This window comes from Brevundimonas sp. (assembly GCF_016463295.1).
Lineage (GTDB): Bacteria > Pseudomonadota > Alphaproteobacteria > Caulobacterales > Caulobacteraceae > Brevundimonas.
In genome coordinates this window covers 1-12,773 of sequence record NZ_JAEMRO010000026.1, presented here as the reverse complement: position 1 = coordinate 12,773, position 12,773 = coordinate 1, and the positions used below count along the sequence as shown (strand labels likewise).

General features: G+C 66.4%; 18 protein-coding genes. 4 read left to right on the top strand and 14 right to left on the bottom strand.

Features of this window, described 5'->3' with window-relative positions; translation table 11 throughout:
• Positions 1 to 9 precede the first annotated feature (9 nt).
• Genes JHC81_RS07570 through ccmC form a run of 5 tightly spaced genes read right to left on the bottom strand, consistent with a single transcriptional unit; the run spans position 10 to position 2,588 of the window.
• Complete coding sequence (locus JHC81_RS07570; protein ID WP_292172817.1) at positions 10 to 768, bottom strand: DUF1223 domain-containing protein; 759 nt, start codon at positions 766 to 768, stop codon at positions 10 to 12.
• Between the two features lie 53 nt (positions 769 to 821).
• Positions 822 to 1,064: a hypothetical protein gene (locus JHC81_RS07565; protein ID WP_292172814.1), complete on the bottom strand. Its 243-nt coding sequence runs from the start codon at positions 1,062 to 1,064 to the stop codon at positions 822 to 824.
• A 42-nt stretch (positions 1,065 to 1,106) separates the two neighbouring features.
• Positions 1,107 to 1,715: a DsbE family thiol:disulfide interchange protein gene (locus tag JHC81_RS07560; protein WP_292172811.1), complete on the bottom strand. Its 609-nt coding sequence runs from the start codon at positions 1,713 to 1,715 to the stop codon at positions 1,107 to 1,109.
• The gene (ccmD, locus tag JHC81_RS07555; protein ID WP_292172808.1) at positions 1,712 to 1,864 is read right to left on the bottom strand and encodes a heme exporter protein CcmD; all 153 of its coding nucleotides are present in this window, start codon (positions 1,862 to 1,864) and stop codon (positions 1,712 to 1,714) included. Before ccmD ends, JHC81_RS07560 begins: the two co-directional genes overlap by 4 nt.
• Positions 1,857 to 2,588: a heme ABC transporter permease CcmC gene (ccmC, locus tag JHC81_RS07550; RefSeq protein WP_292172805.1), complete on the bottom strand. Its 732-nt coding sequence runs from the start codon at positions 2,586 to 2,588 to the stop codon at positions 1,857 to 1,859. The genes ccmD and ccmC overlap by 8 nt, the downstream gene beginning before the upstream one ends.
• Before the next feature lie 89 nt (positions 2,589 to 2,677).
• Here ccmC and JHC81_RS07545 point away from each other — a divergent pair, with 89 nt between their 5' ends.
• On the top strand, positions 2,678 to 2,902 hold the full coding sequence (locus JHC81_RS07545) for an alkylphosphonate utilization protein (RefSeq protein WP_292172802.1): 225 nt from the start codon (positions 2,678 to 2,680) through the stop codon (positions 2,900 to 2,902).
• Between the two features lie 6 nt (positions 2,903 to 2,908).
• On the opposite strand, the gene JHC81_RS07540 is transcribed toward JHC81_RS07545, so the two are convergent.
• The 7 genes from JHC81_RS07540 to JHC81_RS07510 all read right to left on the bottom strand — a co-directional run bounded on the left by JHC81_RS07540 (position 2,909) and on the right by JHC81_RS07510 (position 9,352).
• A complete protein-coding gene (locus JHC81_RS07540; RefSeq protein ID WP_292172798.1) occupies positions 2,909 to 3,082 on the bottom strand; it encodes a hypothetical protein in 174 nt (57 codons plus the stop codon).
• A 38-nt stretch (positions 3,083 to 3,120) separates the two neighbouring features.
• Positions 3,121 to 4,575 (bottom strand): NAD-dependent succinate-semialdehyde dehydrogenase, encoded by a 1,455-nt coding sequence (locus JHC81_RS07535; RefSeq protein WP_292172795.1) that lies wholly within the window; start codon positions 4,573 to 4,575, stop codon positions 3,121 to 3,123.
• A 173-nt stretch (positions 4,576 to 4,748) separates the two neighbouring features.
• Positions 4,749 to 6,425, bottom strand: a complete 1,677-nt coding sequence (locus tag JHC81_RS07530; protein ID WP_292172790.1) for an MFS transporter — start codon at positions 6,423 to 6,425, stop codon at positions 4,749 to 4,751.
• 179 nt (positions 6,426 to 6,604) lie between these two features.
• Positions 6,605 to 6,742 (bottom strand): entericidin EcnA/B family protein, encoded by a 138-nt coding sequence (locus JHC81_RS07525; protein WP_292172788.1) that lies wholly within the window; start codon positions 6,740 to 6,742, stop codon positions 6,605 to 6,607.
• A 39-nt stretch (positions 6,743 to 6,781) separates the two neighbouring features.
• Positions 6,782 to 8,551, bottom strand: coding sequence for a sensor histidine kinase (locus JHC81_RS07520; protein ID WP_292172787.1), 1,770 nt, complete (start codon positions 8,549 to 8,551; stop codon positions 6,782 to 6,784).
• 1 nt (position 8,552) lies between these two features.
• Complete coding sequence (locus JHC81_RS07515) at positions 8,553 to 9,164, bottom strand: sigma-70 family RNA polymerase sigma factor (protein ID WP_292172785.1); 612 nt, start codon at positions 9,162 to 9,164, stop codon at positions 8,553 to 8,555.
• The gene (locus tag JHC81_RS07510) at positions 9,161 to 9,352 is read right to left on the bottom strand and encodes a NepR family anti-sigma factor (protein WP_292172783.1); all 192 of its coding nucleotides are present in this window, start codon (positions 9,350 to 9,352) and stop codon (positions 9,161 to 9,163) included. The genes JHC81_RS07515 and JHC81_RS07510 overlap by 4 nt, the downstream gene beginning before the upstream one ends.
• Before the next feature lie 189 nt (positions 9,353 to 9,541).
• Here JHC81_RS07510 and JHC81_RS07505 point away from each other — a divergent pair, with 189 nt between their 5' ends.
• Positions 9,542 to 10,333 (top strand): response regulator, encoded by a 792-nt coding sequence (locus JHC81_RS07505; RefSeq protein ID WP_292172781.1) that lies wholly within the window; start codon positions 9,542 to 9,544, stop codon positions 10,331 to 10,333.
• A 70-nt stretch (positions 10,334 to 10,403) separates the two neighbouring features.
• Here the strand turns inward: JHC81_RS07505 and JHC81_RS07500 are convergent, their stop codons facing one another.
• On the bottom strand, positions 10,404 to 10,763 hold the full coding sequence (locus JHC81_RS07500; RefSeq protein ID WP_292172779.1) for a hypothetical protein: 360 nt from the start codon (positions 10,761 to 10,763) through the stop codon (positions 10,404 to 10,406).
• A 342-nt stretch (positions 10,764 to 11,105) separates the two neighbouring features.
• Between JHC81_RS07500 and JHC81_RS07495 the strand changes: the two genes are divergently transcribed.
• Positions 11,106 to 12,128, top strand: a complete 1,023-nt coding sequence (locus tag JHC81_RS07495; RefSeq protein WP_292172776.1) for an NADP-dependent oxidoreductase — start codon at positions 11,106 to 11,108, stop codon at positions 12,126 to 12,128.
• 10 nt (positions 12,129 to 12,138) lie between these two features.
• The gene (locus tag JHC81_RS07490; protein WP_292172774.1) at positions 12,139 to 12,546 is read left to right on the top strand and encodes an acyl dehydratase; all 408 of its coding nucleotides are present in this window, start codon (positions 12,139 to 12,141) and stop codon (positions 12,544 to 12,546) included.
• Between the two features lie 60 nt (positions 12,547 to 12,606).
• Here JHC81_RS07490 and JHC81_RS07485 read toward each other — a convergent pair.
• A partial coding sequence (locus JHC81_RS07485) for a SapC family protein (RefSeq protein ID WP_292172865.1) occupies positions 12,607 to 12,773 on the bottom strand: 167 nt, incomplete at its 5' end.

Below are 12,773 nucleotides of genomic sequence, written 5' to 3'. Positions count from 1 at the left end.
TGGCCGGGGCTAGCGCGGCGCCAGCACTGCGCCGGCCAGAATGCGGCGACTGCCCTTGGCCTGGATCAGCACGGCGACCGCCTCGCCCTGAGCCATGTCATCAGGCAGGGGATAAAGGACCGGGCGTCCGCTCCAGTCGCCGAGGGTTTCTACCCCAACGACCACATTGGTATGACGCAGGCGACGGCCCCGGTTTTCGCCCGCCGAAACCACGACGGTCTGGGCTCCTGGCTTGTAGCGCACGGCCACGACCTCAGCCCCGCCCTCGGGCGATGCGCCGGATCCCACACCGACCCGGTCGCCCGTTTCGCGGAACTCGATCTCCGGCGGATTGGCCGGACGCGTCGCCTCGTCGTCGATGGCCGCCTGGAGTGCGGGCGGCTGGGCCAGAGCGACCTGACGACGACCGTTGATCACGATCTGGGGCGTGGAGACGTCGCGCACGCGCAGGGGGCGGCGGTAGGCCCTTTGACGCTGGGCGAACTCCGGCCGCGCGAACGTGTCGCGCCAACCCAGATAGTCCCAGTAATCGACGGCGTAGGTCAGGGCGATCACGCCCGGCTCGTCCGCCACGGCCTCCAGCCGGCTATTGGCCTCGGCACAGACGCCGCAGCCCTGGGCGGTGAACAGTTCGACCACGACGGGATCGCTGGGCCCCGGAACCTGATGGCGGACTTCGCGCACGCCCGTGGGCTGGGCGGTCGAGGTCGCCGCGACGAGGGCGAGCCCGAGGGCCGCCGCGGGTGTGATCCAGCCCCGGTTACGCATGGCGCGACCATAAACACGGTGCGCGCGGATGTGCCGCTCATTTTCGCGTGAAGTCAGACGCGGATGTCGATCAGGGAGCCCGGGCGCAGGTCGCGTTCGCCGGCTGATCCGGTGCTGTCGGACCGCGAAGCCGTCGTGATCGCAGGCCGCACAGGGACCTCCGTCTTCGTCACCGGCGTCGGCGAAATCCCGGCCAGGGCGGCGCGGAAGAAGTCGGACGAGCGCGCCGCCTGGGCCGCCGGCTGCGGGGCCGTCGGGAACAGTGTGGAGGGCAGGTCGGGACGAATCGCGCTCATGCCGACAAGGTTAACGAAAACGGTGTGGAGAGGGTTAACGCCCTACTCCGATGGGCGCGGTGTGGCGGTCGGTAGAGGGCGCGCCGGGGCCTGCATGGCCTGGACCAGGCGGTCTATTTCGGCGTCGCTGACCAGGGGGCCGGAGAATTTGGCGACCACCTTGCCCATGGCGTCGACAGCGAAGGTCTCCGGCGCACCCGTGATGCCCAGATCCAGCCCGGCCCGTCCGTCCCGGTCCACCAGGACCATGGAATAGGGATCGCCCCGTTCGTCCAGAAAGGCGCGGGTGGCGACGGGATCGTCCTTCCACGCCACGCCGACGACGGCCACGCCCTGTTCGCGCAGGGCCATCAGCCGGGGGTGTTCGACACGGCAGGGCGCGCACCAGCTGGCGAAGACATTGACCAGCATCGGCTTCCCGACGCCGGCGGTCTTCAGATCGACTTGGCCGGGGCCCGGCTCGGTGCCGGTCAGGATCGGCAGGACGGTCTGGGGAATAGGCTGGCCGACGAGGGCGGCGGGACGATACTCATTACCCTGAGTTTGGCCCTGCGTCAGCGAGCGTGAGGCCACATCGCCCAGCTTCAGGGCGGCGAAGACGACCAGCCCGACCAGCAGGGCCAGGGGAATGAGGGCCAGCCAGCGGTTCATGGATTGTCGTCCTCAAGCCGCTTCAGCGCGGCCTTCCAGCGACGCGAGGCCATCAGCGCCCGCAAGGCCAGTGCCGACAGCACGACCGCGCTGATGGCCCAGCACGGCCAGACGTAGGCTCCGTAAGCGCCCATATCCAGATCAGGCATGATCGGCCTCCATGGCGCGGCGGGCGGTCAGCGACAGCACCCGACGACGCACTATCTCGGTGCGGATCGAGGTGATCCAGTAGGCCAGGAAGAATATCCCGAATGCCGCCATCATGATCAGGAGCGGTGTCAGCATCGCCGGAGCGACCGACGGCCCATCTTCCCTCAGCAGGCTGGCGGGCTGATGCAGGGTATTCCACCAGTCAACGGAGAATTTCACGATGGGCAGGTTGATCAGGCCGACGAGGCCCAGCACCGCCGCGGCCCGCGCGGCCTTGGCCTCGTCGTCGATCGAGGCCCTCAGCGCCATATAGCCGATGTAGAACAGCAGCAGGACCAGCTCCGACATCAGCCGCGCATCGCCCCAGACCCAGAAGGCCCCCCACATCGGCTTGCCCCACAGACTGCCCGTGATCAGGGCCAGGAAGGTATAGGCCGTGCCGGGCAGGGCTGCCGCCCGCGCTGCCGCATCCGCCAGCGGATGCCGGAACACCAGAGCGAAGAAGCTGGAGATGCCCAGTGCCAGATAGATGCCCAGACCCACCGAGGCGGCGGGCACATGCACGAACATGATCCGCACCGTATCGCCCTGCTGATAGTCCTCGGGCGCGACGAAGCTCAGCCAGGTGCCGATGGCCAGCAGAACAGCGGCCCCGACCCACAACACGGGCGTGAGCGAGCGGGTGAAGCGCAGGAACCGGTCGGGATTGGCGAGGCCGAACATCCGCCTCCCTTTAAGGGGCTTGGCCGCGCGGCGCCATATGTCCCGCCTCTGTGTGCTACAGCGTCGCGCCAATCGCCCGGAGACGACCGATGACAGACGATGTGACCAAGGATTCCAACGGCAATGTCCTGGCCGACGGCGACAGCGTGACCCTGGTCAAGGACCTTAAGGTCAAGGGCTCGGGAGGCGTGACCCTGAAGCGCGGGCAGTTGGTCAAGAACATCCGCCTGACCGGCGACATCGACGAGATCGAGGCCAATGTGGAGAAGGTGCGCGGCCTGGTGCTGCGCACGGAGTTCGTCAAGAGGGCGTGAGGGTGCCTAGCGTCTTCGCGCCGGGGTCAGAACCTGCACCACGCCCACGACCAGCCACACCCCGCCGATCACCAGCAGCAGGTCACTGGTCATCTTGATCAGGCCATAGAGGGTCACGGTCTGAACCGATCTTGCCGTGGCTTCGGCCGCTAGCCCCGTGAGCCCCGAGGCGATCAGCACCGCTACCGGCCAGACCAGGGGCTGAAGCCGCCCTCGCCTCACTTCAACGCCAAGGTCAGGGCCTTGATGTCCAGATATTCGTCGATGCCGTGGGTCGAGCCCTCGCGGCCATAGCCTGAGGATTTCACACCGCCGAAGGGGGCGACGGCGGTGGACATCAGGCCGGTGTTGATGCCGCACATGCCCGCCTCGATCCGGCGACCGATGCGCAAGGCGCGGTCCAGATCGCGGGTGAACAGATAGGAGGCCAGGCCGAACTCGCTATCGTTCGCCTTGGCCAGAACCTCGTCCTCGCTATCGAACGGGAAGACAGGGATGAGGGGTCCGAAGGTCTCTTCCTCGCGGAAAAGCTTGTCGTCTCCGCCCAGGGTCACCGTCGGCTGGAAGAAGCGCCCACCCAGGGCGTGGCGTTCGCCGCCGGTCAGGACCTTGCCGCCCGAAGCCTGCACCTTTTTCAAATGCTCCTCGACCTTGGCAATGGCCTTGTCCTCGATCAGGGGGCCGACCTTGACGCCATCCTCAAAGGCCGGGCCGACCGGGATCTTGGCCACGGCCTCGGCCAGTTTGTTCGCATAGGTCTCGGCGACCGAGGCCTCGACATAGACGCGGTTGGGACAGACGCAGGTCTGGCCCGAGTTGCGGAACTTGCCCTTGATGGTTTCGGTCACGGCCAGATCGATGTCGGCGTCGGCGAAGACGATCAGGGGGGCGGCCCCGCCCAGCTCCATCGACACCCGCTTCAGCGTCGGGGCGCACTGCTCCGCCAGTTTGCGGCCGACGGGGGTGGAGCCGGTGAAGCTGAGCTTGCGGATCAGGGGCGAAGCGGTCAGGACGCCGCCGATGGTCGCCGCATCGCCGGTGACGACGCTGAGTGCGCCCTTGGGCAGACCCGCCTGATAGGCAAGCTCGGCCAGGGCGATGGCGGTGAAGGGGGTCTGGCTGGCCGGCTTGACCACGGCGGTACAGCCGGCGGCAAACGCAGGCCCCAGCTTGCGGGTCAGCATGGCGGCGGGGAAGTTCCAGGGCGTGATCAGAGCGCAGGGCCCGACCCCCTCGCGGAAGGTCAGGATGACGTGCCCAAGCGGACTGTCCTGGGTTTCGCCCAGCAGACGTTCGGCCTCGCCTGCGAACCATTTGATGAAGCCGTTGGCATAGGCGACCTCGGCCTTGGCCTCCTCGAACGGCTTGCCGTTTTCCAGCGCCATCAGAGCCCCGAGGCCCTCGGTATTCTCGTCGATCAACCGCGCCCATTCACGCAGGAAGGCCGCGCGCTTGTGCGGATCGGAGCGCGACCAGTCTGCGAAGGCGTCGTGGGCGGCGTCGATGGCTTTTTGCGTTTCCGCCGCGCCCAGATCGGGGATCCAGCCGATCGTTTTGCCGGTGGCTGGGTCATCGACGGGAATACCATCGCCATTGGCGGAGATAGCCTCGCCCGCGATCAGGGCGTGCTGGCGCAGCAATTTCAGTCCGGCGTCGCGGGCGGCGGTGTTCATTTCAACTTCCTTCTCCCTCCCTGGAGGGGAGGGTGGCTGAGGCGAAGCCGAGGCCGGGTGGGGGCGGTTCGGCAAGGCGAGCACCGCGCCCGTTTTGCCTTAGCCCTCCCCACCCCGCCGCCGCTTCGCGGCGACGACCCTCCCCCGAGGGGGAGGGAGTTTTTGTTCAACGCTCACTCGCCGATCGTGTTCAGATCACGACCGCGCGTCTCTGGCAGGAACAGCAAAGCGACAATTGCAGCCACTGCGGTGAAGCCGACCGAATACCACAGACCGAAGTAGATATTCCCCGACCAGGCGACCAGCGCAAAGCTGGCGGCGGGCAGCAGCCCTCCGACCCAACCGGTACCGACATTGTACGGCAGGCTCATCGCCGTATAGCGTACCCGCGTGGGGAACAGCTCGACCAGGGCCGCCGCCTGCGGCCCATAGACGGCGGTGGCGGCGATCATGAAGACCATCAGGATACCGAACACGGCGAGCAGGTTGATCCGGGCAGGGTCGGCCTTGGTCGGATAGCCGGCCTGGGTCAGCGCCGTCTTAACGCGCGCTTCAACATCGGTGCGGGCGGCCTTCAGCGCGGCCGCATCCAGGCCGGTGCCCTCGACCGAGGCGATCTCGACCGCACCGACCCGCACCACTGCAGGCGTGCCGACGGGGGCCGCGACATTGTCATAGCTGACGCCCGCATTGGACAGGACGTTCTTGGCTAGGTCGCAGGAGGAGGCGAAGGCGGCCTTGCCGACGGGGTCGAACTGGACAGCGCAGGTGGCGGGGTCGGCGACGACCGTCACGGGCGATGTCGCCTGGGCTTCCGCCAGGGCCGGGTTGGCGGCGCGTGTCAGGGCGTGGAAGCCGGGGAAGACCGCGAGAAGGAACAGCACCATGCCGCCGACCATGACCGGCTTTCGCCCCACTCGGTCCGACAGCCAGCCGAAGAAGACATAGAGCACCGCCGAGGCCACGGTGATGGCCAGGATCAGGCCGTCCACCGTCGAGACCTCGATCTTCAGCACCCGCTCCATGAAGAAGCGGGTGTAGAAATAGCCCGCGTACCAGACGGCGCCTTGCGCAAACATGATGCCGACCAGGGCGATCAGCACGAATTTCCCGACCTTCCAGGTGGCGAAACTTTCCTTGAACGGGGCCTGACGTTCGGTGCTTTCAGCCACCATCCGCTTGAAGGCCGGGCTTTCGTGCAGTTTGAGCCGGATCCACAGCGACACGACCAGAAGGAAGAAGGACAGCAGGAAGGGGATACGCCAGCCCCACTCGTCAAAGGCCTCGGCCCCCATGATGGCGCGGGTGATCAGAATGACGCTCAGCGCCATGATCAGGCCAATGGCGGCGGTGGTCTGGATCCAGCCGGTCAGGAAGCCGCGCTTTTTCGCAGGCGCATGTTCGGCCACATAGATGGCGGCCCCGCCATACTCTCCGCCCAGGGCAAAACCCTGCGCGATTCTGAGCAGGATCAGAAGGATCGGTGCCGCAATGCCGATCTGGCCAAAGTCAGGCAGAAGACCGATCGCGACGGTGGCCACACCCATCATGGTGATGGTCACCAGAAACGTGGTCTTGCGTCCTGTCTTGTCGCCGAACCAGCCGAACACCAGGGCCCCTAGGGGGCGCACGACAAAGCCGACACCAAAGGTCAGCAGGGCCAGAATGTAGGACGTCGCCTCGCCCACATCGGCGTAGAAATGGCGGGCGATGATCGTCGTCAGCGAGCCGAAGATGAAGAAGTCGTACCACTCGAACGCGGTCCCGGCGGCGGAGGCCCCGACGACCGTGCGCAGGCCCGGCCCCGCATCATCGGAATGATCTCTGTCGGCTGTCGCTCTATTGGCCATGAAACGCCTCCCCGCGCCGGAATCTGCGGGTCGTCTTGGCGCCCCTCACAGCCCATGCTTAGCGCCGGAAATCGCAAGCGGAAATAGCAAAGGCCCGCCGGTGGGGGGACCGGCGGGCCTTCTTCAACCGAGCCGCGCGTCGGGGGGAAACGCGGTCGGGAACTCGTATGCCGTGAAGCCTAGTTCTTGGCTTCTTCAGCGGCGCTGGTCACGGCGTTGCCGGCGGCGGCAGCGTCCTGGCCCACACCAGAGACGGTGTTGCAGGCGGCGGTGGTCAGGGCGGCGGCGGCGGCGACCAGGATGAAAATCTTGCGCATGGTGGGCTCCTCAGAACAGAAAACGCTGTCTTGACGCTATCAATGCCGTTGCGCGGCAGAGGTTCCCAGGTCCGAAGGATCAATCGGCGTGATGGCTTCGGGCGTGGCGAACGTCATCCGGGCCAGCGTGCCGCCCGAGGACGAGGGCACCATTTCGGCCGTGCCGCGCAGCTGTTTGGCAAAGGCCCCCATCAGGGTGCGGCCGACGCCGGCGCGTTCGGTCTCGCTGACACCCGGCCCGTCATCCTCGACCTCCAGAACGCTGATATCGCCATCGACCTTGAACCGGACTTTCAGGTCTCCACCGCGACCGGCGAAAGCATGTTTCTGGGCATTGCTGACCGCTTCCACCAGCCACAGCGCCAGGGGTGCCAGCTTGTCAGGATCGACGACGAGCGAGTCTGCTTCGACCGAGGAGGTCACGACCGGTCCACGTCCGGCGTCACCCGCGACGAGCTGGCCGACAAGATCGGTCAGAAAGACCCGCGCATCCGCATAGCGGAGGTCGTCGCTCTGATAGAGGGTGCGGTAAATCAGGGCGAGGGCCGCGATCCGCTGGCGCGTGTCGCCGACGGCCGCCTTGGCCGGGGCGTCGGTGAGGGCCCGCTGCTGCATCGACAGCAGGGACGAGATGATCTGCAGATTGTTCTTCACCCGGTGGTGGATCTCGCGCATCAGCGCGTCCTTCTCCTCCAGCGAGGCCGTCAGGCTCCGGTTGCGGGCCGAGATGGTGTCGGCCAGATCGTTCAGCGTACTGGCCAGATTGCGGATCTCGGCGGGGGCATGCACGGCCTGGGTCGGCCGTACGCTGAACTTGCCCTTGGCGTACAGGGCCGCGACCCGTTCCAGATAGACCAGCCAGCGGACCACGATGCGCTCGCTGACCCAGGTCACGCACATCAGGGCCAGAAGCCACGCCAGAACCGGAGCAAAGAAGGCCCCCAGCGGGTTGAGCCGGGCCCAGGACAGCAGATCGGGCGCGGGTGCCGACAGCAAGGCATAGACGTTGCCCTCGGCGACGGCGGTTCCGGCATAGACACGGGGTCGCCCGCGAGAATCCCGGCCTTCGAAGATCGTCGATCCCTGGCCGCCATCCTGATCCACCCAGCCGTCCAGCTCGGAGCCGTTACGTAGCAGGAAGGCGTCGCGCTCGGTGACGGTCAGGAGCCGACCTGCGGCGTCGGTGAGAGCCGCCTGTGAGCCCTCGGGCAAGGCCGGGTCGTTGATGTCGGGCTGGAGCCGCGACAAAGGCACGGACGCCAGCATGACGCCGTTGAACGCCCCCATGGGCCGTTCCAAACGGATGGCGACAATCAGACTGGGCACGACACCTGGGGCATCCGGAGCGCGGACCACGATGGTGTCCTCGCCTGCGCGCAGCCTCTGGAACCATTCGCTGCCGGCGGCCTGAGACAGCCAGGCGGGCGGTGCCTCCGTGAGATTGTCCGACGCACAGGTCGGCTGTCCCGTCACGCTGAGCCGCGCCAGGCCGTCGATGTCGTCCAGGCGTTGGACCAGAGAGGTCAGGCGCGGGCGGCAGAACAGCTCCAGCGCCTCGGGTCTCAGGGCCTGAAGCAGGACGCTGGTGCTGTCCAGCCTCGCCTTGGCGGCGGCGGAGGTGCGCTCTACGGCCAGTTGCAGGTCGGCCCGCTGATCCACGTCCTGGGCCTCGAAGGCCCGATTGGCCTGAAACGCACCCAGGATCAGGATGGGCAGCAGGGCCACGGCCATGGCCAGGCCCAGGCGAAAGCGGATACCGTGCAGGCGCGACCCGCGCCGCCGTCCGAACGCCTTAACCAGCCGTGCCACCCTATCGATCCGGAGTGCCGCTCAGACGATCGGCCGCCGCCAGAATGGAGCGCATGGCGTCGCCTGCCGCGCGCCCGTCCCGTCCATAGGCACCGGCTTCCAGCGTGGCCAGCAGGGCCTTGCGGGCGCGCGAGACCCGGCTCTTCACCGTGCCGACCGCGCATTGGCAGATTTCGGCGGCTTCTTCGTAGGCAAAGCCACCGGCACCGACCAGGATCAGGGCCTCGCGCTGTTCTTCGGGCAGAGTGTTCAGCGCCTGCCGAAGTTCGTCGAGGGCCAGCGGCGATTCCGGATCGTCGACGGCGACCAGGGTGCGCTCGGCGGCCTCTTGGTCGAGCTGCGACTGACGCCAGGAGCGTCGCTTTTCCGAATAAAACTGGTTGCGCAGGATCATGAAGGTCCAGGCCTTCATGTTGGTACCCAGCTGATAGCTGGCCCGGGCATCCCAGGCCTTCATCATGGCGTCCTGGGCCAGGTCATCGGCCGCCGTCGGATCGCCGGTCAGAGTGCGCGCGAAGGCCCGCAGATGCGGGATCAGCGTGACAAGTTCTCGTTTGAAGGCACCATCGTCAGCGGAATCGGGCTTGGGCGGCGCAGAGGTATGGCCGCTCACGCCTTGTCACTCCCGCGCTCGTCCGCGCGGCGCAGGATATCCAGGAACTCGTCCGGCACCGGCTCATTGACCACATTGTCAAACAGGTGGCGGAGTTTGACCCCGATGGCTTGCTGGCGCAGACGGGCTTCTTCCAATCCGGGACCTTTGGCGGCGGGCTGACCCGCAGGTTCGTTGTGATCTGTCATTAAATTATGGTCGCGCCCTGGACTTGTTGTGGCCCCGGAACGCGGCACAGCCGGGCCGGTTCCGGCATGACAAAGGTTTAATGCCCAAGCTTGGCTCCGCTGCCGGGAACCGTAGCGTTTCTGGCACGTTGACGCGGCTTGCAAAGGCCTCATTGTCGAAGGCCAACTTCCTGTCGGGGACTACAGTATATGAGCCTTCTGGCCCGCCTTGCGCCACACCTGCCCTATGTTCGTCGCTACGCCCGCGCGCTGACCGGTGACCAGACCACTGGCGACAACTACGTCCGCGTCGCGCTGGAAGCCCTGGCGGCCGGGGAGCGACAGCTGTCCGCCGATATGACACCGCGCGTGGCCCTGTATCACGTCTTCCACACCATCTGGACGACCACGGGTGCCCAGCTGGAAGACCGCAGCGGAATGGATGACGGCGATGCCTCGACCCGTCTGATGCGGATCTCGCCTCGCTCGCGTCAGGCCTTTTTGCTGACGGCGCTGGAGGGTTTCACACCTTCGGAGGCCGCCCAGATTCTCGATGCCGACGCCCATCAGGTCGAGCGCCTGATCGCCGAGGCTCAGTCCGACATCGACGCCGAACTGGCCACCGACGTCCTGATCATCGAGGACGAGGCGATCATCTCTGCCGACATCGAAAGCCTGGTCACGGAACTGGGGCACCGGGTGACTGGTACCGCAACGACGCACGACGAAGCCGTCGATGCGGTCGCGCGCCACCGTCCGGGTCTGGTTCTGGCCGACATCCAACTGGCCGACGGATCTTCAGGCATCGATGCGGTCAAGGATATTCTGCGCAAGTTCGATGTGCCGGTCATCTTCATCACCGCCTTCCCCGAGCGGCTGCTGACCGGCGAACGTCCGGAACCGACCTTCCTGATCACCAAGCCTTTCCAGCCGGAAACGGTGAAGGCCGCGATCAGCCAGGCCCTGTTCTTCCACCCGTCGCGGCAGAAGCAGGCCGCCTAGGGCTTCAGTCGGTCCATGCGAAAAGGCCCGGTCGCCGACCGGGCCTTTTTTGTTGTCGTGATCGCCGATTTTACTGGGCGGGTTGTGCAGAAGTCGTCGGCGCGTTGACGTTGGGCGCTTCGCCGGTAGGCGTGGCAACCGGCTGGCCTGTGCTGGTCGTCGGCGCATCAGCGGTGGGAGGCGTCGTGGCATCGCCGTCAAAGGCCTGAGCATCGACCGCCTGTCCGCCGACGTTGGCGTTGGTGCGCGCAAACCCACCCTGGCTGACGAACCACATGCCCAAGAGCAGGATGGCCACAGCGGCGGTGGAGATCAGCAGCAGCGTCAGGATACGAACCCCGGGTCGGCCGCCGCGAACATACTGCGCCTCGACCGGCCGGCCTTCGTGGACGGCATCGGCGGCCTTGTCGTGCGGAGAAGGGTCGGTCATGTCGCGGTTCCTGCAGCTTGAGCATAATGGCGTAGTCTCAACGCCTGCTGTGACCCGCCGTTCCCTGTTTGCCGCCAGCCTCGTCGCGTGATGGAAAATCGAGTGTCCACGGAACCCGAGTCGATGAAGTCCGTTAGCCTCATGCGGAGGCGGCGACGCCCCCCGACTTGAGACTGGCGAAAGCCGGTCTGTCGCCTCCGCGCCTCATTCTCGATGATGCCACTTCACGGCGGTTCCGGAGACGGAGCCGCCGTTTTTCTGTCGCGTCGGACGGTCTGACTGGACAGGCCCGTCTTGATGGCCACTATGCGCGTCTCGAATGAAAACCTGAAGGAGGCCGCGATGGCTCGCATCAATCGTCAATGGGTTCTGCGCCAGCGCCCCAAAGGCCTGATCCAGCCCGGCGACCTCGAACTGATAGAGGCCGAAATCCCGGCGCTTCAGGATGGCGAGGTTCTGGTCCGCACCATCTATCTGTCTCTGGATCCCACAAATCGCACCTGGATGAATGATGCTGAGGGCTATCTGCCCGCCGTGCCGCTGGGCGGCGTCATGCGGGGCCTGACACTGGGCGTCGTCGAGGAAAGCCGGTCCGACCGCCACAAGGTCGGGGACATCGTCTCGACCGCCGCCGGGGGCTGGTCCAACTATGCCGCCATCCCGGACAGCGCCGTGTCGCGCGTGCACCGCGCCCCCGGCCTGCCGCTGACCGCCAACATGTCCGTGCTCGGCATGACAGGCATGACGGCCTATTTCGGCGTGACCGATGTGCTGAAAGCCAAGGCGGGCGAAACCCTGGTCATATCGGCCGCCGCCGGGGCCGTCGGCTCCATCGCCGGACAGGTGGCCAAGGCGCGGGGGGCACGTGTGATCGGCATCGCCGGCGGGGCCGAGAAATGCCGCTGGCTGACCGAGGAGCTCGGCTTCGACGCCGCCATCGATTACAAGAACGAAGACGTCGGCGAGGCTTTGGATCGGCTGGCCCCGGACGGCATCGACCTGAACTTCGAAAATGTCGGCGGCGACATCATGATCGCGGTCTTCAACCGACTGAAGGTCCATGCCCGCATGGCCGTCTGCGGCCTGATCTCGGCCTATAATGCGACGAAGATGCCGCCGTCACCGAACTTCTCGCGCATCATCACCCATCGCCTGACCGTCCAGGGCTTTCTGGTCATGGACTATGCCCCGCGTGCGCGGGAGATGATCGCGGAGATGGGCCCCTGGCTGGCCGACGGCACCATCAAGTGGAAGGTCCATGTCGATGACGGCCTGGAGGGCGCGCTGGATTCGCTGAACCGTCTGTTCACCGGCGACCACGACGGCAAGCTGCTGGTCCGCGTGTCCGAAGAACCGGCGGGCTGAGGCCGATCGCATGAGCGAGCCGCTGCACACCCACTTCGAAGACCTCGGCGTCGGCGAGGTCATCCCCCTGGGGGCCTGTACGGTCGATGAGGCGGCGCTGGCGCTGTTCGTGGAGCGGTTCGCACCGGGCTGGGACGCCAGCTATGGCGCGCCGGACGCCATGACCTATGCCCTGTGGAGCCGATTGTTCGCGGACAAGTCGGGCAGTTGGGCCCAGTCCAAGGTGCTGGCCGTGGACGGCCTTCGCTTCATGCGCAACCCGCCGGCGGGCGAGCTGATGCGCGGCCGCATGACGGTGATGGGCAAGGACCCTGTGGGTGACGACAAGGGCATCGTCATCGCCTCCCACGATCTGCTCGACGAGGCCGGTCGTCTGGTCTTTTCGTGCCTGACGCGGGCGGTCTTCGTCAGGCGCTGAGCCAGAAAAAGCCCCGCCCGGCGAACCGGACGGGGCTGTTTTTTTCACAGAGTCTGAGGATCAGGCGTTGCCGGCGGCCAGCTGATCCTTGGCGGCCTTGTCGAAGGCCAGGGCGATCAGGCGGTCCCAGCCCAGCAGCGACACCAGGTGGGCGTAGATCTGACCCAAGGCGCCGTTGTCGCGCAGTTCCACCAGCTTGTCGGCCGGCAGGGCCTTCAGCTTGTCTT

What these genes read in the sequence shown, in the direction of transcription:
- JHC81_RS07570 (WP_292172817.1), bottom strand. Translation starts at nt 768, where the DNA reads ATGCGTAACCGGGGCTGGATCACACCCGCGGCGGCCCTCGGGCTCGCC.
- JHC81_RS07565 (WP_292172814.1), bottom strand. Translation starts at nt 1,064, where the DNA reads ATGAGCGCGATTCGTCCCGACCTGCCCTCCACACTGTTCCCGACGGCC.
- JHC81_RS07560 (WP_292172811.1), bottom strand. Translation starts at nt 1,715, where the DNA reads ATGAACCGCTGGCTGGCCCTCATTCCCCTGGCCCTGCTGGTCGGGCTG.
- ccmD (WP_292172808.1), bottom strand. Translation starts at nt 1,864, where the DNA reads ATGCCTGATCTGGATATGGGCGCTTACGGAGCCTACGTCTGGCCGTGC.
- ccmC (WP_292172805.1), bottom strand. Translation starts at nt 2,588, where the DNA reads ATGTTCGGCCTCGCCAATCCCGACCGGTTCCTGCGCTTCACCCGCTCG.
- JHC81_RS07545 (WP_292172802.1), top strand. Translation starts at nt 2,678, where the DNA reads ATGACAGACGATGTGACCAAGGATTCCAACGGCAATGTCCTGGCCGAC.
- JHC81_RS07535 (WP_292172795.1), bottom strand. Translation starts at nt 4,575, where the DNA reads ATGAACACCGCCGCCCGCGACGCCGGACTGAAATTGCTGCGCCAGCAC.
- JHC81_RS07530 (WP_292172790.1), bottom strand. Translation starts at nt 6,425, where the DNA reads ATGGCCAATAGAGCGACAGCCGACAGAGATCATTCCGATGATGCGGGG.
- JHC81_RS07525 (WP_292172788.1), bottom strand. Translation starts at nt 6,742, where the DNA reads ATGCGCAAGATTTTCATCCTGGTCGCCGCCGCCGCCGCCCTGACCACC.
- JHC81_RS07510 (WP_292172783.1), bottom strand. Translation starts at nt 9,352, where the DNA reads ATGACAGATCACAACGAACCTGCGGGTCAGCCCGCCGCCAAAGGTCCC.
- JHC81_RS07505 (WP_292172781.1), top strand. Translation starts at nt 9,542, where the DNA reads ATGAGCCTTCTGGCCCGCCTTGCGCCACACCTGCCCTATGTTCGTCGC.
- JHC81_RS07500 (WP_292172779.1), bottom strand. Translation starts at nt 10,763, where the DNA reads ATGACCGACCCTTCTCCGCACGACAAGGCCGCCGATGCCGTCCACGAA.
- JHC81_RS07495 (WP_292172776.1), top strand. Translation starts at nt 11,106, where the DNA reads ATGGCTCGCATCAATCGTCAATGGGTTCTGCGCCAGCGCCCCAAAGGC.
- JHC81_RS07490 (WP_292172774.1), top strand. Translation starts at nt 12,139, where the DNA reads ATGAGCGAGCCGCTGCACACCCACTTCGAAGACCTCGGCGTCGGCGAG.